The sequence below is a fragment of the Cupriavidus taiwanensis genome (assembly GCF_900250075.1).
GTDB lineage: Bacteria > Pseudomonadota > Gammaproteobacteria > Burkholderiales > Burkholderiaceae > Cupriavidus > Cupriavidus taiwanensis_C.
In genome coordinates this window covers 1,278,144-1,294,951 of the sequence record NZ_LT977070.1, presented here as the reverse complement: position 1 = coordinate 1,294,951, position 16,808 = coordinate 1,278,144, and the positions used below count along the sequence as shown (strand labels likewise).

Below are 16,808 nucleotides of genomic sequence, written 5' to 3'. Positions count from 1 at the left end.
CATCACCAACGGCAGGCGCGCCGGGAACTTTAGCGCACACGGCAAGCCCCGGCGGCCGCCGGGCGACTTTTCGGTAAACTGTCGCCATTCCGGGGGCGCGCCGCGCCCCGCAGCCTTGCAGTCCCCCTCCATGTCAAACACCCACGAAATCCGCCCCGGCCAGTCCATCGAGCTGCTCAAGGAACTCCATATCCTGACGCGCGACGGCAAGATGAACCAGGACAGCCGGCGCAAGCTCAAGCAGGTCTACCACCTGTTCCAGTTCATCGAACCGCTGCTGCAGGAAGTCAAGGCCGCGCGCGGCCGCGTCACGCTGGTAGACCACGGCGCCGGCAAGTCGTACCTGGGCTTCATCCTGTTCGACCTGTTCTTCAAGGCCCTGCAGGACGACTCGCACATCTATGGCATCGAAACCCGCGAAGAGCTGGTGAAGACCTCGCAGGCGCTGGCGGCGCGGCTGGGTTTTCCGGGGATGTCGTTCCTGAACCTGTCGGTGGCGGACTCGATCACCTCGCCGCAGCTGCCGCCCACCGTCGACGTGGTCACCGCGCTGCATGCGTGCAATACCGCCACCGACGACGCCATCCGCTTCGCGCTGGCCAAGCGCGCGCAGCACATCGTGCTGGTGCCGTGCTGCCAGGCCGAGGTGGCGAGCGTGCTGCGCAAGCACAAGGGCAAGCTGCTGGCGGGCAATCCGCTCACGGAGATCTGGCGCCACCCGCTGCATACGCGCGAGTTCGGCAGCCAGGTGACCAACGTGCTGCGTTGCCTGCAGCTGGAAGCGCACGGCTACCAGGTCAGCGTGACCGAGCTGGTCGGCTGGGAACACTCGATGAAGAACGAGCTGATCATCGCGCAGTACAAGGACCTGCCGCGCCGGCGTCCGGCCGAGCGGCTGGAAGAGGTGCTGGGGCGGCTGGGACTGGAAGAGCTGCGCGAGCGCTTCTTCACCGAGCCGGCAGCGGTGGCGTAACTACGGCTTCCCGGACTCGGAACCTGACTCGGTCCCGGGTTCAACCTCGCCCGCCATCCAGCGTCGCCAGCCCTCGTGCCCAAGGCGCCGCATGACCGCCTGGTTGCGCTCGTAGATGTCCGCCGCATCGGGAAACGCCGCCGCCGCGCGCTCGATCGAATCCTCGCGCAGCAGGTGCAGGATGGGGTACGGCGCGCGGTTGGTGTAGTTCTCGATATCGTCCGGCTCGGTCCCGGCAAACTGGTAGTGCGGATGGAAGCTGGCGATCTGCAGCGTGCCTTCCAGCCCCAGGCTGGCGAGCAGGCGCTCGGCGAAGTACAGCAGGTCGTTGAAGTCGAGGAAATCGGCCACCGCGTGCGGCAGGATCAGCAGGGTGGTGTCGATCTGCGCCGGATCGGCATCGGCCAGCAGGCGCAGTTCGCGCTCGAGTTCATCCATCACATCGGGTGCCTCGGTGACAGCGCTGACCACATAGCGCACCTGCTCCTTCACGTACACGCTCTTGGCGAACGGGCACAGGTTGAGCCCGATCACCGCGCGTTCCAGCCAATGGCGGGTGGCGGCAATGACGGCATCGTCGGACTGGCTGGCGGAGTGCATGGCGGAAGACATGATGGCAAGGTGCGGCAAACCGTCATTCTAGCGCTGCCGCAGGCTCTATAATCCGCGGCGGAAACATCCCTGTCCTGCCCAGCCCCGCCGATGCCCTCTGCCGCCACGCCCGCCCCTGACCATGCCACTCCCGACGTTGCCGTCATCGGCGGCGGCCCGGCCGGCCTGATGGCCGCCGAAGTGCTGGCGGCGCAGGGTGCCAGCGTGGCCCTCTATGACGCGATGCCGTCGGTCGGGCGCAAGTTCCTGATGGCCGGCAAGGGCGGCATGAACCTGACCCATGCCGAGCCGGAGCCGGCCTTCCTGGGCCGCTACGGCGCGCGCACCGCGCAGCTGGCGCCGATGCTGGCGGACTTCAGCGCGCAGGCGCTGCGCGACTGGGTGCACGGGCTTGGCATCGAGACCTTCGTCGGCAGTTCCGGCCGCGTCTTCCCAACCGACATGAAAGCCGCGCCGATGCTGCGCGCGTGGCTGCACCGGCTGCGCGAGTCGGGCGTGCAGTTCCATATGCGGCATCGCTGGCTGGGCTGGGACGATGGAGACGGCGATGACGGCGCCGCGCATGCGCTGCGCTTTGCCACGCCGCACGGCGACACGGTCGTGCGCGCGCGCGCCGTGGTGCTGGCGCTGGGTGGCGCCAGCTGGGCCAGGCTGGGGTCCGATGGCGCATGGGTGCCGCGCCTGTCCGGGCGCGGCGTCGAGATCGCGCCGCTGCGTCCCGCAAACTGCGGGTTCGACGTGGCATGGAGCGAGGACTTTGCCGCGCGCTTTGCCGGCGCGCCGGTCAAGCCGGTGGCAATCGCTCTGAATGACCGTGACGGACACGCGCACTACCGCCAGGGCGAATTCGTCATCAGCCGCGACGGTATCGAAGGCAGCCTGGTCTATGCACTGTCGGCACCGATCCGCGACCGCATCGAAGCCGATGGCGAGGCCACCATCCATCTCGACCTGCTGCCGTCGCACAGCGCCGAACAGGTCAGTTCGCAGGTCGAGCATCCACGCGGCTCGCGTTCGTTGTCGAGCCACCTGCAGAGCCGGCTCGGCATCACCGGCGTCAAGGCCGGCCTGCTGCGCGAATGCCTGTCCCGCGACGCCATGCTCGATCCCGGCACGCTGGCCCTGTCACTGAAGGCGCTGCCATTGCGCGTGCTGCGCCCGCGCCCGATCGACGAAGTCATCAGCAGCGCCGGCGGCGTGCGCTTCGAAGCGATGGATGCCGGCCTGATGCTGCGCGCCGTGCCCGGCGTGTTCTGCGCGGGCGAGATGCTGGACTGGGAAGCGCCCACCGGCGGCTACCTGCTGACGGCCTGCTTCGCCAGCGGCCGCACCGCGGCGCTGGGGGCGGCGGCTTACCTGAAGCAGGTCTGACTACAAAAGCGCGGAAGCGGACCCCGGCGTGGCCATAGCGCCCGCGCGATCATCCCGACAGGCACTGGTCCGGCGCCGGCCGCCCTCAGTCGAGCCGGTGTGCTGCCAACTCCAACCTTTCGTTGGTCCGCTCATAGCGCGACGTGAATTCTGCCGTAAACAGCACCACGCGACTCAGCTCAGGCGCATACCAGACGACCGCCTTGTATGAGACGGAGCCGGTTCCGATTGTGCCAAAGCCATAGAAGGGACGCTGCACGTGACCGTCGTAGGTAATTCGAATAGCGCGGTAGGCACCGGCGGCGACGCGTACCGTCGACTCACCAGTGGCCACGCCATCGAGCTGGGTCTCGAAACCGGTACCGGCCTGACGATACGACACCCGCCAACGGTTGCCCACCTTCACATTGGCCGGCACCCACCCGCCCGGCGGCGCGGCCGAGTCAAACTCGCCGCCTGCCGGCGTGGCAATGCGATCGACGCGGCCATCCATCAGCTCGATCCGCCCGCCCTGATTGAAGATCACGCGATCGTTTTCGATCCGATCCACGCGATACCGCACGTCCTGGCGTGTGCCGGTCAGGTTATCGGTAAGCTGGTAACGCCATTCCTCGCCAACGCGCGGCGAGCCCGCGTGGGCGCCGACCGGCACGCCCACCGCAGCGGACGGTTGCGCCGCGGCGGATGCCGAAGTCAGTGCCGTCGCAAGCGCCGGGGGCTGCGCCGCGGGCCGGTAGCCCGCCAGCGCTGCGGCGCCGCGCGCGCGGATCTCCGGAACCCACGATGCAGGCACTGCCGCCTGGCGCAGTTGAGCGCGTGCGGTGGCCGGCCCGGGCGCGCCAACCAGGATGCCGACCAGGCGCCCGGCCTCATCGAACAGGCCGCCGCCGGTCGCGCCGTCCTCGGGCGCAACGGATGCCTCGATGCGATCGAGCTTGCCGTTGGCGGCAGCTTGCAGGCCCGCCACCGTCGCCTGGCGCAAACTCACCGTGGTGCCGGCGACAGAGGCAGCGAATACCTTCTGACCGAATCCTGGCGCTGCCCCGGACGCGATCTGCGCCGCAGGCGCACCCAGGTTGGGTACCTTGAGCAGGCACAGGCCGCGCTCGACATCGGGCGCTTCCAGCGAGGCGCCGTAGCTGACGTTCTCGCGCCGCACCGCGATCGAGCGCGCGCCGGCCAGCACCTGGCATGCGGTCACCACCTGTCCCGGCGCAATCACCACGCCCAGGCCCGCGCCCAGCGGCGCTTCCTGCGGGCCATAGGTGCGCACGGCAAAGATGCTCTGGGAAACGGTTGAGAGCGATGGCTCGGCCCCCACCGCGATGGCAGGCGTGGCAACGATACAAAGCAGGCCGATGGCAGCAGGCAGACAACGTAGGCGCATGGATATGGCGGGGAAACGAAACAGCAATGAAGGTGACGGAGGACGACTACCAGGGCAACCCTGGCACCACGAACCTCAGCGCGGCGGCAACAGATGGCGCAGGTCGTCCATGGCCACCGGCTGCGCGCTGCGCGCCCCGGCCGGCGTGGCGGCGAGCGGCGCCGCTGGCGCGGCCGATGCCTTGGCCTCAGCGCCAGACGGACTCTGCGGCGCGCCGGAACCAGCCACCACCGTGGCGGGCTTTTCGGCATTGGCCGCGTCCAACGTGGCCGGGGCCACGTCGCGCGAATTGATCACCACGGTCTCGCCCATCCCCACGCGGATCAGTTCCGGATAGTCATAGGCCGCGCCGGACGAAACGTCCACCGCCACGCCGATCGCGCCGCCAAAAATGATATTGCCGAACGCCATCGCCTTGGTGGCCGATACCACCGTGGCCTGTCCGGTTTCCATGCCATCCTTGTCGCAGCGAACCATCAGGTCGCCGTAGGCCCGGCTGACCGTGACGGTGCCGGGAGTGGTCACATGGAAGGTGCCTTTGCTGTTCACCATCTCGCATCGTGCGCCGGTGACAGGGCTTTGGGACTGGTGGGTTTCGACGGAGACTACCTGGGTCGTGCCGTCGACAATCGACGCACAACCGCTCGCCAGGCAAGTGCTGACGAGGACCAACGACAAAGATGACCGCATGTTCCCGTGAATTTTGTTTTTTGGGCGTCTTGTTCTTGTGCCTGACGTCCTGCAGGACGCAGGGCGCCGCTAATGTAGCGCGGCCATCTCTGTCGGGCTCCCCCTGCTTTGGTGGGGTAGCCGCCTCGCAATGCCGCTCGCTACGCGGCCGGCCGTGAGCGCGCCGCCGGTGGACACGCCGCAGCCCACCGGCTGGTTATCGACGCAGCGTGATGCGCCTTTAGCCCCCGACGCCCCCGGCGCCGCCGACTATACTGAGCGCCACCGCCTCGGCCACTTCGATGCCGTCGATCGCCGCGGAATAGATGCCGCCCGCATAGCCCGCGCCCTCGCCCGCCGGGTACAAGCCCTTGACGTTGATGCTCTGGTAGTCGTCGTGGTTGCGGCGGATGCGCAGCGGCGACGAGGTGCGCGTCTCCACCCCGGTCAGCACCGCGTCATGCAGCGCGAAGCCCGGCAGCTTCTTGTCGATCTCGGGAATGCCTTCGCGGATCGCCTCGATCACGTAGTCGGGCAATGACGTGCTCAGGTCGGTCGGGGTCACGCCCGGCTTGTACGAAGGCTCGACCGAGCCCAGCGAGGTCGACGCGCGGCCGGCGATGAAGTCGCCCACCAGCTGGCCCGGCGCATTGTAGTTGCCGCCGCCCAGCTCGAACGCGCGCTCTTCCCACTTGCGCTGGAACTCGATGCCGGCCAGCGGGCCGCCCGGGTAGTCTTCCGGCGTGATGCCGACCACGATGCCGGCGTTGGCATTGCGCTCGGCGCGCTTGTACTGGCTCATGCCGTTGGTCACCACGCGGCCGGGTTCCGATGCCGCCGCCACCACCGTGCCGCCCGGGCACATGCAGAAGCTGTACACCGAACGGCCGTTGCTGCAGTGGTGCACCACCTTGTAGTCGGCCGCGCCCAGCAGCTTGTTGCCCGCGAACTTGCCAAAGCGGCTGCGGTTGATCAGCCCCTGCGGATGCTCGATGCGGAAGCCCAGCGAGAACGGCTTGGCCTCCATGAACACGCCGCGCTCGTGCAGCATCTGGAAGGTATCGCGCGCGCTGTGGCCCACCGCCATGATGACGTGGTCGGCCTCGAGATACTCGCCGTTGGACAGCTTCAGGCCGCGCACCTGGCCGCCATCGATATCGATGTCGTCGACGCGGGTCTCGAAGCGGATCTCGCCGCCCAGCTCGATGATCTCGGCGCGCATCTTCTCGACCATGCTGACCAGCCGGAAGGTGCCGATATGCGGGCGCGCCTTGAACAGGATGTCTTCCGGCGCGCCGGCGCGCACGAACTCGTTCAGCACCTTGCGGCCATAGTGCTTGGGGTCCTTGATCTGGCTGTACAGCTTGCCGTCCGAGAACGTGCCGGCGCCGCCTTCGCCGAACTGTACGTTCGACTCGGGATTGAGCACGCTCTTGCGCCACAGGCCGAAGGTGTCCTTGGTGCGCTCGCGCACTTCCTTGCCGCGCTCCAGGATGATGGGGCGGAAGCCCGACTGCGCCAGGATCAGGCCGGCCAGCAGCCCGCACGGGCCCATGCCGATCACCACCGGGCGCGGATGCGTGCCGCCCTGCGGCGCGCGCGCGACGAAGTGGTACGCCATGTCGGGCGTCACGCTCCAGTTCGGCTTGCCGGCCATGCGGCGGATGGCCGCGGCCTCGTCGCTCACTTCGATATCGATGATGTAGGTCAGCTTGATATCCGAGCGCTTGCGCGCATCGTGGGCACGGCGGAATACGGTATAGCCGATCAGGCCGTCTCCCTTGACGCCGATCTGCGCGGCACCGGCGCGCACGGCGGCGTCGAGGTCGCTTTCGGTATGGTCGAGCGGGAGTTTGACTTCACTTAGACGTAGCATGGGGAACCCGGGAACTGCGGCCGGGGGGTTGGGCACACCGATGTGCCAGGCCGGCCGGAGCGCAATTTTATCGTCTTTGGCGCGCCGGGTCGGGAATCCGCAGCGGAGCCGGGCGCGGACGGTGCCAGGGCAATACCAGGCACGCCCGCAACCGAGCCAGCCAACCCGGCGGCACCGTGACCGATAACGCTCCGCCCCGGCTCGCCGACACCGTCAGCCAGCCGCGCGCTGGAACGATCCAGGTGTCGCCCGCGCGCAGGCGCCGCTGCGGCATGTGGCAGTGGCCGGCGAGCCATTGCATCGGCCCGGCCAGCACCATTTCGCCGATGGTGGCATGCAGCACGGTGCCGGCCGCCACATGCAGCCGCAGGGCCTGGCCGGCCGGCAGTGGCATCACCGTCGGGGTGTAGTCGAGATCGCTTGGCATGGCAGGACTCCGGTAGCTGGCACAGGACTCCAGCCTATCGACCGCCTAGCGCGCGCGGCAGGCACAAGGCCGCATCGCGGCGACCGAAACAGCAGCCAGGATTTCCGCCTGTTACGATACAGCGCCCCCGCCTCTGTATCTGTATCGATGCGGCCCGACACGCCACCATGCCGCCATGGACACCACCCCGCTCTATCGCCAGCTTGCCGGCCATTACCGCCGCGCCATCGACTCCGGCACGCTCGCCGCCGGCGACCGCATGCCGTCGGTGCGCGCGCTGATGGCGCTGCACGGCGTAAGCCTGTCGACCGCGCTGCAGGCCTGTCGGCAACTGGAAAGCGATGGCCTGCTCGAAGCGCGGCCGCGCTCGGGCTACTTCGTGGCCGCGCCGCGGCGCGCAACGCTGGCCGCGCTGTCCGAGCCCGCCGCCGCGCTGCCCGACCCGGCCCAGTATGTCGGCATCCACCAGCGCATTTCCGGCCTGCTCGCGCGCGGCCAGCACGAGCACGTGCACACCAACCTGGGCGGCGCCTACTGCGCGCCCTCGCTGTACCCGACCGAGGCCCTGCGCGGCGCCGCGGCGCGCGCGCTGCGCCGGCATCCGCAACTGTTCGGCGAGGGCGTCGAGCCCGACGGCTACCAGCCGCTGCGCGCCGCGATCGCACGGCAGGCGCTGCGCAACCGCGTGCAGCTGGCCCCGGAAGAGATCGTCATCACCAACGGCTGCACCGAGGCACTGAACCTGGCCCTGCGCGCCGTGGCGGGCCCCGGCGACGTGATCGCGGTGGAGTCCCCCACCTACTACGGCCTGCTGCAGATCCTGGAAAGCCTGGGCATGCGCGCGCTGGAAATCCCGTGCAGCCCGCAGACCGGCCTCTCGCTCGAGGCGCTGGAGCTGGCGGCGCAGCACTACGACAACATCCGCGCGGTCGCGGTGGTGCCGAACCTGCAGAACCCGCTCGGCTGCATCATGCCCGACGCGCACAAGGCGCGGCTGGTGCAATGGTGCGAGACGCGCGGCATCGCGCTGATCGAGGACGACTGCTTCTCGGCCACCGCCGACAGCGAGGCGCCGCCGGCCGCGGCCAAGGCATGGGATGGCAGCGGCAACGTGATCCACTGCGCGTCGCTGCACAAGGTGCTGGCGCCCGGCATGCGGCTGGGCTGGATCGCCGCGGGCAAGTGGCAGGCGCGCGTCGAGATGCTGAAGTTCGGGCTGTCGCGGCCCAACGAGATGCTGTCGCAGATGGCCGCCGCCGATTTCCTGGCGTCGGGCGCGCATGACCGCCACTTGCGCCGGCTGCGCACGCGGCTGCGCGCGCAGCGCGAATGGTTCACGCAAACCATCGCCGCCGGCTTTCCCACCGGCACGCGGCTGGGCGCGCCGCGCGGCGGCATGCACCTGTGGGTGGAGCTGCCCGCGCAGGTCTCGTCCGAGGCGGTGTTCGACCAGGCGCTGCAGGCGGGCATCCGCGTGATGCCGGGCGTGATGTTTTCCAACGCCGGGCGCTTCGACCACTGCCTGCGCATCAACTGCGGCGCGCCGCGCTCGGCGCAGATCGAGCGCGCGCTCGGCACGCTTGCCACGATCGTGCAGCGGCTGGCGGGCTGAAGCCGAGTTGGCCGGCGCCCGGGCCGGCGCCGTTTTGCAACAACCCTTCCCCTTTTATCGGCCGCTCGCCTATCCTAGTGCGCTGGCGCGCACGCGGCTGCCCGGCTGGTCCCCGGCGGCCCCGCTCGCATCGGTTGCCCACGGCCGCCGCGCGCCTGCAACAAGAACAAGGAGAATGGCCTTGACCAGTACATCCGTGGCGCCATCCGCCGGCAAAGGCAGCGGCGACCCCACCCACACCCTTCCCGACGATTACCAGGCCCTGTTCCAGCTGGCACCCGTCTCGCTATGGCTGGAAGACTTCAGCGCGGTGCGCGAGTGCTTCGCGCAATGGCGGCAGCAGGGCATCACCGACGTGCGCGCGCACCTGCGCGACGATCCGCGCCGGGTGGCGCAGTGTTCCGCGCTGATCCGCGTGATCGCGGTGAACCGGCGCACGCTGGAACTGTTCCGCGCGGCCGACCTCGACGACCTGGTGGCCAACCTCGACACCGTGTTCCGCGACGACATGTTCGAGCAGCATGTCGAAGAACTCGGCCAGCTGTGGGACGGCGCCAACGGCTTTGCCAGCCAGACCGTCAACTACGCGCTGGACGGCACGCGGCTCGACATCCAGCTCGAGGCCACGGTGATGCCGGGGCACGAACAGACCTGGGAGCGCGTGCTGCTGTCGATCAAGGACATCACCCCGCGCCTGCGCAGCGAGCGCGAGCTGCGCCGCAGCGAGCAGTATGCGCTGGGCCTGTTCGAGCATTCGCCGGTGTCGCTGTGGGTCGAGGACTTCAGCGCGGTCAAGGTGCTGATCGACGAGGTGCGCGCCGCCGGCATCACTGACTTCCGCACCTTCCTCAACGTCCACCCTGACTTTGTCTCGCGCTGCATGCAGGAAATCCGCGTGCTCGACGTCAACCAGCAGACCCTGCTGATGTTCGGCGCGGACAGCAAGGCCACGCTGCTGTCGCGGCTCGGCGACGTGTTCCGCGACGACATGCGCATCCACTTTGCCGAGCAGCTGATCGACCTGTGGCACGGCCGGCTGTGGCAGCAGCGCGAAGTCATCAACTACGCGCTCGACGGCCGCGCCGTCGACGTGTTCATGCAATGGTCGGTGTTTCCCGGGCGGGAAGCAGATTGGGACCAGGTGCTGGTGTCGCTGACCGATATCACGGCGCGCAAGAAGGCCGAGGCCTATGTCGAGTTCCTCGGCAAGCACGACGTGCTGACCAAGCTCTACAACCGCGCCTACTATGAGGACGAACTGGCGCGGCTGGGCCGCAAGGGCCCGTGGCCGGTCAGCGTGGTGGCGGTCGACCTGAACGGGCTAAAGGTGGTCAACGACCAGTTCGGCCACGCCGACGGCGACAGCCTGCTGCGCCGCACCGGCGAGGTGCTGAAGAAAGCGGTGGGCGATCAGGCCTGCGTGGCGCGCACCGGCGGCGACGAGTTCATGGTGTTGCTGCCCGGCCGCGACGAGCGCGGCGCCGCCACCGTGGTCGAGCAGATCGGCAAGGTGGTGGAGCTGAACAACACGTTCTACCCCGGCACGCGGCTCAGCTTCTCCATCGGCCACGCCACCTGCCAGGCAGGCGAACGCCTCGGCGACATCGTCAAGCTGGCCGACAGCCGCATGTACCAGGCCAAGCGCGACCACTACGCCGCGCTCGCCAACGAACGCCGCCGCGACTGAAGGGCAGGCGCTACGGCACGACGCTTCAGCCCGGCGTGCACTCGCCGCGCAGCAGTGCCCATTCCTCGCACTGCCTGCCCGACGGGAAAGTGCAGATGCCGGTCTGGCCCGCCGGCGTCGACACGATCTGCAGCTTGCCGCCGCGCTGCGCGCAGTTGACCGAGGCGGGGTTGGCCATGCCGATGGCGGCACCAGTGCTGGCGGGGCGCTCGGCGGGCGTGGTGGTGCAGGCGGTCGCGGCAAGGCTGGCGGCCAGCCCGAGGGCTACGGGAACAAAGCGCATCGGCATCTCCGGCAGGAGCAAACAGGTCCGCAAAACGAAAGAGCCGGCTGGCGCCGGCTCTCTTGCTGCTTACAGGTAGACGATCAAACCCACGCCCAGCACGATCAGGCCGAACTTGGCCACGTAGTAGAGCTGGCGGTTCCAGGCCTTGAAGCGGCGGCGATACTGGCCGCCCAGCCAGACAAAGCGGAACAGCCGGTTGATCATGCCGGTCTGGTCGTGTTCGTCGTTGGGCGAGCTGGCCGCGGTCATGACCTTGCGGCCCATCCAGTGGTTGAATTTTGCGGCCCAGCCGTAGCGCATCGGGCGCTCGATATCGCAGAACAGGATCAGCCGGTTGGCGTCGCTGCGGTTCTCGGCCCAGTGCAGGTAGGTCTCGTCGAACACCACGCCCTCGCCGTCGCGCCAGCTGTGGCGCTCGCCGTCGACCTCGATAAAGCAGCGATCGTCGTTGGGCGTGGCCAGGCCCAGGTGATAGCGCAGCGAGCCGGCAAACGGGTCGCGGTGCGGATTGAGCTTGCCGCCGGGCGGCAGCTCGGCGAACATCGCCGCCTTGACCGTGGGCAGCTCGCGCAGCAGCGCCACGGTCTTGGGGCACAGCTGCTCGGCCGACGGATGCTGGGCCTCATACCACTTCAGGTAGAAGCGCTTCCAGCCGTACTTGAAGAAGGAATTGAAGCCGGCGTCGTCGTTCTTGTCGGCAGCCTTGATCTTGCGCATCGCCGCCAGGGCCAGGCCTTCATCGCGGATCTCCGGCCAGGCGGCGCGCAGCTTTTCGAGGTCGGGGAAATTGTCGACCGGGATATACGGGGTCCGCGGCACGCCCGAGAACGCGTACATGAAGCAGTTGATCGGCGCCACCAGGGCCGAATGGTCCAGCAGCTGGCGCCACAGGCGCAGGCGCACCTTGCCGCGGAAGTGCACATACAGGATGGCACCGAGGTAGCCCGCGACGATTATCCACTTGATCACCGAAATCCTCCTGGTCAGCCGTCTGTGCCGCATGGCGCGGCCCGGCTGGGCGAAAACCCGTATTTTAGCGAAACGGCGGGGGCACCGCAGCTTGCGCCGGCTGCGGCACATGTTGGGGCCGGCGCACGTGCCGGCCAGCGGCGAATCAGGCGTCGCCGCGCGACTGGCGGGCGATGCGCTCGATCAGCGCGCGCGCGTCGTCGGGCTGGCCCTGCAGCGTCAGCAGGCGCGCGTTGAGCACCAGGTTCTCCAGCACCAGCTTGGCGGTCGAGGCCCACATCGTGGCCAGCAGCGCCTCCACCGGCAGGCCGGACGCTTCCAGCTCGCTGGAGCGCTCGGCGATCAGGCGGCAGGCCAGCCGGCGCAGCGCGGCGTCGTCGAACGGCAGGTCGGCGTAGTCGATCGGGTCTTCCTTCTCGACTTCCGTCATCAGTTGCAGCAGGGTGTCTTCGGTCATGGGCAGACTCCTGGCGAGGGGACGTCACACTCGAAACAAAGCTAAAGCAGCGCGCGCCGGCTTGTCAATCGACAAGCCGGCGCGCGCTGCTCAGGCAGCCAGGAGTGCGGGCGTCAGAGCGCCGGCGGCTGGCGGCGGAAGCCGACGCCAAAGCGGTTCCACGCGTTGATCGCCGAGATCAGCAGCGTCAGGTCGGCCATCTCTTTTTCCGAGAATTGCTCGCGCAGCGCCTGGTAGTCCGCATCCGGCGCCTGGCTTTGCGGCAGCAGGGTCAGCGCCTCGGTCCACGCCAGCGCGGCGCGCTCGCGCGGGGTGAACCAGCTGACTTCGCGCCAGGCCGGCAGCAGGTTCAGGCGGCGCTCGCTTTCGCCGTGCTTGCGCGCGTCGGTCACGTGCATGTCCAGGCAGAAGGCGCAGCCGTTGATCTGCGAGGCGCGGATCTTGACCAGTTCCTTCAGCGTGGTTTCCAGCGAGCAGCGCGCCAGGTAGACCTCGACGCCGATCATTGCCTTGTAGGCGTCGGGGGCCACGTCCTGCCAGTTCATCCGTTCTTCCATGATCGATCTCCGTAGACAGTTGGATTCAGGTTCGATTGCAGCGGGCGCTGGGATGGCGCCCGACGGAATGAAAGATAGATCCCCACATTGGCCCCGTACACTGCCAATTTCCGGCAGAATCAGTAGACCAATCGAGATCGACGCCACCTACCATGGAACTGCATCTGGCCCTCGACCATGCCGGCGACCTGACCGCGCAGATCGTCCACCACATCCGCGACGCGATCCAGGGCGGCCGCCTCGAAGCCGGTGCGCGCATGCCGCCCTCGCGCCTGCTCGGCACGCAACTGGGGGTGGCGCGCAAGACCGTGACCACGGCCTATGAGCGGCTGGTGGCCGAAGGCTGGCTGCACGCGCGGGTCGGCGACGGCACCTATGTGGCGCAAGGGCTGGCGCGCCCGGCGGTGCGCATCGCCGCGGCGCCGGTGCTGCCGCCGGCGGTGCAGCGCTGGCTGGCCGTGCCCACGCCGTTCCTGGCCACGACAGGCGGCGCCCGCTATGCCTTCCAGCCCGGGCAGGCCGATACCACCCGCTTTCCGCATGAGGCCTGGTCGCGCTGCGTGCGCGCGGCGCTGGCGGCCGAACGCACGCGCGCACCCGGTCCGCCCGACGCCGCCGGCGAGATGCCGCTGCGCCAGGCCATTGCGCGCCATATCGCCTTTACCCGCGGCGTGCAGAGCGCACCGACCGACATCCTCGTCACCAGCGGCGCGCAGCAAGGCATCGACCTGCTGGCGCGCCTGCTGCTCGGTCCGGGCGCGGTGGTGGCGATGGAAGATCCCGGCTATCCGATGGCACGCGCCTTGTTCCAGGGCCTGGGCGCGCGGGTCGTGCCGGTACCGGTCGACAACGAAGGCCTGGTGGTGGCGGCGCTGCCCAGCGACGCCACCCTGGTCTATGTCACGCCGTCGCACCAGTCGCCGCTGGGTGTGCCGATGAGCCTGGCGCGGCGCCAGGCCCTGCTCGACTGGGCCGCGCGCCGCCATGCGGTCATCCTGGAAGACGACTACGACAGCGAATTCCGCTACGGCGGCCAGGCACTGGATGCGCTGCAGACGCTCGACCGGCATGGCCGCGTGGCCTACCTCGGCACGTTCTCCAAGACCCTGGCAGCCAACCTGCGCGGCGGCTACCTGGTGCTGCCGCCCTGGCTGATGCCGGCGGCGCGCAAGGTCAAGCACCTGATGGACTGGTACACGCCGACGCTGCTGCAGCAGGCGCTGGCGCGCTTCCTGTCTGAAGGCCACCTGCTGCGCCATATCCGGCGTTCGCATGCGCGCCATGCCCAGCGCCGCGCGCGCCTGCTGGCGCGGCTGCAGGGTGACCTGTCGCCGTGGCTGGAGCCGCTGCCGGCGGTGGCCGGCTTCCACCTGGCGGCGCGGCTGCGGGTGCCGGTGGCCACCGAGGCGCTGGTGTCGATGGCGCGGCTCGCGGACCTGGAAGTGGCGACGCTGGACCCCTGCTATGCCAGTCCGCCACCCAGTTGCGCCGGGCTGCTGCTGGGCTTCGGCGCGATCGACCTGCTGGATATCGACCCTGCCCTGGACCGGCTCGCGATGGTACTCTCTGCCTTGGCTCCCGCCCCGTCGCGCCCCGCGTGATGCGGCCGGCACCGGGAGACGCCAGCCACACACGGCAAGCGGGTGACATACCTGCGACATGGCGCCTCAGTCATACTTGCCGGGCGAAATTGCTGTGAACAAAACGGATGTACGAAAGTCTCATCCGCACTTCCAACCAACCCGAGTCGCGTTCATGACCAAGCGTTTGTTGTCCGCCATGCGTCAGTACGCATGGTTTGCAGGGGTGAAGCACCATGTCGTGCAGGGCGTCGAAGCCCTGGCCGAGCTGCTCAAGTCCCCATCCGCCGCGGCGCGCGCCGTCGCGGCCATCGTTGCCGAAACCGAGCAGGGCGTACAGGTCTGGGTCTCGTACTTCGGCAAGCCGCTGGACCCGCACACCAACTATGTGCTGTGGCCTAACCGGGCGCTGCGTCCGGCGCGGCGGCGCATCCAGCCCTCTCCCATCGAACTGCTGCAGAACCAGCGACGGCGCGACGACTAGTCGCCCTGTCCATCCCCGCCGATCCAGCGCCGCGCGCCCGCCAGGGCGCGCCGGCAGCGCTCAGGCGTCGGCCCAGCGCCGCAGCAGATTGTGATAGACGCCGGTCAGGCCGATCACCGATTCGTGCGCCTGGCCGAGTTCCCGCGCCACCTGGCGGATGCGCCCGTCCAGCTCGAACAGCATCGCGCGCTGGCCGTCGTCGCGAACCATGCTCTGGATCCAGAAGAACGACGACACCCGCGCCCCGCGCGTGACCGGCGTCACGTGGTGGATGCTGGTGGCCGGGTACAGCACCATGTGCCCGGCCGGCAGTTTCACGCGCTGCTGCCCGTAGGTGTCCTCGACCACCAGCTCGCCGCCGTCGTAGTCTTCAGGTTCGGTCAGGAACAGCGTCGCCGACAGGTCGCTGCGGATGCGGAAGCTGGTGCCGCGCAGGTAGCGGATCGCGTTGTCGACATGGTTGCCAAAGGTCTGCCCGCCCTCGTAGCGGTTGAACAGCGGCGGGTAGACCTTCAGCGGCAGCGCCGCCGAGAAGAACAGTGCATGGTTGCCCAGTGCGTCCTGGATCAGGTCGCCGACCTGCCGCGCCGCCGGCGAACCCTCGGGCAGCTGCAGGTTGCGCTTGGCCAGCGCCGACTGGTAGCCCGAGGTTTCGTTGCCGTCGGCCCAGGGCCCCGAGTCGATGATCTCGCGCACCTGCGCGACCTGGGCCTTGGACAGTACGTCGGGAATCTGCAGCATCATGATGGCTTCTACTTCTGGATAAATCGGCAGGCGCCCATTGTATGGGAAGCCCGCGCAGCGCCAGAACAAGAATCATTATTGTTTGATCCCGGGCAGGCGGCGCCTTCACTACAATGGTTGGGTATGCCGTCATCGACAAGGAGCAGACATGTCCGAACCGCTACACGACGAAGCGCTGGTCAATCTCTACCTGGAACGCATCTCGGCCCTTTCGGTCAGCGCCTTCGATGGTGCCGACGTCAGCGTCGAACTCGATGCGGTGATGCGCGAAGCCGTGACCAAGTGCCAGGCCGCCGGCGGACCGCAGGCACAGGGAACGCTGACGGTGCTCGCCGCGCGCTTGCGCGATCGCGCCGAGGCAGCCGATCGCGAAGACCAGCCGCTGGTGCGCGATACCTTCAGGCTTGCGGCGGAACGCGTGCCGGCATGACATTGATGCGTGCGAGTCCGTGCGCGCACAGGACGCATTGGCACCGATGTCGAAACACTTGGGGATTTGGCCGGTCGGCCTGAGAAACAACGCTGGAAAGATTGCGGCGGTTGCCGCGGATGGCGAATGCCAGGGTGTTGGTTGCGGGGGCAGGACTTGAACCTGCGACCTTCGGGTTATGAGCCCGACGAGCTGCCAACTGCTCCACCCCGCGTCTGAAGGAGATGGATTATGGGTGATCCGACGGCGCATGGCAAGCACTATTTGCGTCGGCACACCAAATCGTTTGCCCCGCGGGCAAGTCGATACATCACAACGTGACATAAACCGCTGCGCGCGCAACGGCTTGCCGCGCTTACTCGGCAGGTCCCAGCAGGCGGTCGACCAGCGCATAGCCGGCGCCGAACGCAGCCACCTCGGCCGCATGGCGCGTGGCGAACTGCTGCGGCCCGCTGGCCAGCAGTTCGGTATCACCGGCATCGGCCGGATCGGCACCTTCCTGCGACACGCGCACCTCGTAACCCCAACGGCCGATGCTGCCCGGCCCCTGCGGAGACACCAGGACGTAGACGTCCATGCCGCGATATGCCTCGACGCGCCAGTCAGCGTTGTCCATGCGAGCGACTCCCGGATCCGTGAATGGTTCTTCGAGACTAGGAGGCGACACGCGCGACCGCAAGGCATAAC

General features: G+C 68.4%; 18 protein-coding genes and 1 tRNA gene. 7 read left to right on the top strand and 12 right to left on the bottom strand.

Going from position 1 to position 16,808, the window contains the following annotated elements:
* Positions 1–130 precede the first annotated feature (130 nt).
* Positions 131–973, top strand: a complete 843-nt coding sequence (locus tag CBM2588_RS06015; RefSeq protein ID WP_115679782.1) for a class I SAM-dependent methyltransferase — start codon at positions 131–133, stop codon at positions 971–973.
* Here the strand turns inward: CBM2588_RS06015 and CBM2588_RS06010 are convergent, their stop codons facing one another.
* Positions 974–1,573 carry a DUF1415 domain-containing protein gene (locus tag CBM2588_RS06010; RefSeq protein WP_439897441.1) on the bottom strand — a complete coding sequence of 200 codons (600 nt, stop codon included), beginning with the start codon at positions 1,571–1,573 and terminating at the stop codon, positions 974–976.
* Positions 1,574–1,675: 102 nt separating this feature from the next.
* Between CBM2588_RS06010 and CBM2588_RS06005 the strand changes: the two genes are divergently transcribed.
* Positions 1,676–2,956: a TIGR03862 family flavoprotein gene (locus tag CBM2588_RS06005; protein ID WP_115679781.1), complete on the top strand. Its 1,281-nt coding sequence runs from the start codon at positions 1,676–1,678 to the stop codon at positions 2,954–2,956.
* Between the two features lie 85 nt (positions 2,957–3,041).
* On the opposite strand, the gene CBM2588_RS06000 is transcribed toward CBM2588_RS06005, so the two are convergent.
* From CBM2588_RS06000 to CBM2588_RS05985, 4 genes are all read right to left on the bottom strand, one after another.
* Positions 3,042–4,370, bottom strand: a complete 1,329-nt coding sequence (locus CBM2588_RS06000; protein WP_147298398.1) for a S1 family peptidase — start codon at positions 4,368–4,370, stop codon at positions 3,042–3,044.
* A 48-nt stretch (positions 4,371–4,418) separates the two neighbouring features.
* Positions 4,419–4,895, bottom strand: coding sequence for a hypothetical protein (locus tag CBM2588_RS05995; protein ID WP_197717958.1), 477 nt, complete (start codon positions 4,893–4,895; stop codon positions 4,419–4,421).
* 358 nt (positions 4,896–5,253) lie between these two features.
* Complete coding sequence (locus CBM2588_RS05990; protein ID WP_115679779.1) at positions 5,254–6,888, bottom strand: NAD(P)/FAD-dependent oxidoreductase; 1,635 nt, start codon at positions 6,886–6,888, stop codon at positions 5,254–5,256.
* Between the two features lie 67 nt (positions 6,889–6,955).
* Positions 6,956–7,315, bottom strand: coding sequence for a hypothetical protein (locus tag CBM2588_RS05985; RefSeq protein WP_115679778.1), 360 nt, complete (start codon positions 7,313–7,315; stop codon positions 6,956–6,958).
* Positions 7,316–7,490: 175 nt separating this feature from the next.
* Between CBM2588_RS05985 and CBM2588_RS05980 the strand changes: the two genes are divergently transcribed.
* Together CBM2588_RS05980 and CBM2588_RS05975 are read left to right on the top strand one after the other, a co-directional pair.
* Positions 7,491–8,927 (top strand): PLP-dependent aminotransferase family protein, encoded by a 1,437-nt coding sequence (locus tag CBM2588_RS05980; protein ID WP_115679777.1) that lies wholly within the window; start codon positions 7,491–7,493, stop codon positions 8,925–8,927.
* Positions 8,928–9,108: 181 nt separating this feature from the next.
* Positions 9,109–10,614: a sensor domain-containing diguanylate cyclase gene (locus tag CBM2588_RS05975; RefSeq protein WP_115681418.1), complete on the top strand. Its 1,506-nt coding sequence runs from the start codon at positions 9,109–9,111 to the stop codon at positions 10,612–10,614.
* Positions 10,615–10,639: 25 nt separating this feature from the next.
* Here the strand turns inward: CBM2588_RS05975 and CBM2588_RS05970 are convergent, their stop codons facing one another.
* The 4 genes from CBM2588_RS05970 to CBM2588_RS05955 form a co-directional block, all read right to left on the bottom strand.
* Complete coding sequence (locus CBM2588_RS05970; RefSeq protein ID WP_115679776.1) at positions 10,640–10,897, bottom strand: putative hemolysin; 258 nt, start codon at positions 10,895–10,897, stop codon at positions 10,640–10,642.
* 69 nt (positions 10,898–10,966) lie between these two features.
* Positions 10,967–11,869, bottom strand: a complete 903-nt coding sequence (lpxO, locus tag CBM2588_RS05965; RefSeq protein WP_092308330.1) for a lipid A hydroxylase LpxO — start codon at positions 11,867–11,869, stop codon at positions 10,967–10,969.
* A 145-nt stretch (positions 11,870–12,014) separates the two neighbouring features.
* On the bottom strand, positions 12,015–12,326 hold the full coding sequence (locus tag CBM2588_RS05960; RefSeq protein ID WP_111519011.1) for a hypothetical protein: 312 nt from the start codon (positions 12,324–12,326) through the stop codon (positions 12,015–12,017).
* A 113-nt stretch (positions 12,327–12,439) separates the two neighbouring features.
* The gene (locus CBM2588_RS05955) at positions 12,440–12,883 is read right to left on the bottom strand and encodes a carboxymuconolactone decarboxylase family protein (protein ID WP_115679775.1); all 444 of its coding nucleotides are present in this window, start codon (positions 12,881–12,883) and stop codon (positions 12,440–12,442) included.
* Between the two features lie 152 nt (positions 12,884–13,035).
* Here CBM2588_RS05955 and CBM2588_RS05950 point away from each other — a divergent pair, with 152 nt between their 5' ends.
* Both CBM2588_RS05950 and CBM2588_RS05945 read left to right on the top strand, forming a co-directional pair.
* Entirely contained in the window at positions 13,036–14,484 is a 1,449-nt protein-coding gene (locus tag CBM2588_RS05950; protein ID WP_115679774.1) for a PLP-dependent aminotransferase family protein, read from the top strand.
* A gap of 154 nt (positions 14,485–14,638) precedes the next feature.
* Positions 14,639–14,947 carry a hypothetical protein gene (locus tag CBM2588_RS05945; protein ID WP_018006974.1) on the top strand — a complete coding sequence of 103 codons (309 nt, stop codon included), beginning with the start codon at positions 14,639–14,641 and terminating at the stop codon, positions 14,945–14,947.
* Positions 14,948–15,007: 60 nt separating this feature from the next.
* Here CBM2588_RS05945 and CBM2588_RS05940 read toward each other — a convergent pair whose 3' ends face one another.
* The gene (locus CBM2588_RS05940) at positions 15,008–15,691 is read right to left on the bottom strand and encodes a Fe2+-dependent dioxygenase (protein WP_115681417.1); all 684 of its coding nucleotides are present in this window, start codon (positions 15,689–15,691) and stop codon (positions 15,008–15,010) included.
* A 148-nt stretch (positions 15,692–15,839) separates the two neighbouring features.
* Here CBM2588_RS05940 and CBM2588_RS05935 point away from each other — a divergent pair, with 148 nt between their 5' ends.
* Positions 15,840–16,121 (top strand): hypothetical protein, encoded by a 282-nt coding sequence (locus tag CBM2588_RS05935; protein WP_115679773.1) that lies wholly within the window; start codon positions 15,840–15,842, stop codon positions 16,119–16,121.
* A gap of 138 nt (positions 16,122–16,259) precedes the next feature.
* Here the strand turns inward: CBM2588_RS05935 and CBM2588_RS05930 are convergent.
* Together CBM2588_RS05930 and CBM2588_RS05925 are read right to left on the bottom strand one after the other, a co-directional pair.
* Positions 16,260–16,335: transfer RNA gene (locus CBM2588_RS05930), tRNA-Met, on the bottom strand.
* Positions 16,336–16,476: 141 nt separating this feature from the next.
* Complete coding sequence (locus tag CBM2588_RS05925; protein ID WP_115679772.1) at positions 16,477–16,737, bottom strand: hypothetical protein; 261 nt, start codon at positions 16,735–16,737, stop codon at positions 16,477–16,479.
* Positions 16,738–16,808 lie beyond the last annotated feature (71 nt).

Coding starts and splice junctions, on each gene's coding strand:
- CBM2588_RS05995 (WP_197717958.1), bottom strand. CDS start 4,895: ATGGTGAACAGCAAAGGCACCTTCCATGTGACCACTCCCGGCACCGTC.
- CBM2588_RS06005 (WP_115679781.1), top strand. CDS start 1,676: ATGCCCTCTGCCGCCACGCCCGCCCCTGACCATGCCACTCCCGACGTT.
- CBM2588_RS05985 (WP_115679778.1), bottom strand. CDS start 7,315: ATGCCAAGCGATCTCGACTACACCCCGACGGTGATGCCACTGCCGGCC.
- CBM2588_RS05935 (WP_115679773.1), top strand. CDS start 15,840: ATGTCCGAACCGCTACACGACGAAGCGCTGGTCAATCTCTACCTGGAA.
- CBM2588_RS06010 (WP_439897441.1), bottom strand. CDS start 1,573: ATGCACTCCGCCAGCCAGTCCGACGATGCCGTCATTGCCGCCACCCGC.
- CBM2588_RS05955 (WP_115679775.1), bottom strand. CDS start 12,883: ATGGAAGAACGGATGAACTGGCAGGACGTGGCCCCCGACGCCTACAAG.
- CBM2588_RS05980 (WP_115679777.1), top strand. CDS start 7,491: ATGGACACCACCCCGCTCTATCGCCAGCTTGCCGGCCATTACCGCCGC.
- CBM2588_RS05925 (WP_115679772.1), bottom strand. CDS start 16,737: ATGGACAACGCTGACTGGCGCGTCGAGGCATATCGCGGCATGGACGTC.
- CBM2588_RS05940 (WP_115681417.1), bottom strand. CDS start 15,691: ATGATGCTGCAGATTCCCGACGTACTGTCCAAGGCCCAGGTCGCGCAG.
- CBM2588_RS05960 (WP_111519011.1), bottom strand. CDS start 12,326: ATGACCGAAGACACCCTGCTGCAACTGATGACGGAAGTCGAGAAGGAA.
- CBM2588_RS05950 (WP_115679774.1), top strand. CDS start 13,036: ATGGAACTGCATCTGGCCCTCGACCATGCCGGCGACCTGACCGCGCAG.
- CBM2588_RS05970 (WP_115679776.1), bottom strand. CDS start 10,897: ATGCGCTTTGTTCCCGTAGCCCTCGGGCTGGCCGCCAGCCTTGCCGCG.
- CBM2588_RS05945 (WP_018006974.1), top strand. CDS start 14,639: ATGACCAAGCGTTTGTTGTCCGCCATGCGTCAGTACGCATGGTTTGCA.
- CBM2588_RS05990 (WP_115679779.1), bottom strand. CDS start 6,888: ATGCTACGTCTAAGTGAAGTCAAACTCCCGCTCGACCATACCGAAAGC.
- CBM2588_RS06015 (WP_115679782.1), top strand. CDS start 131: ATGTCAAACACCCACGAAATCCGCCCCGGCCAGTCCATCGAGCTGCTC.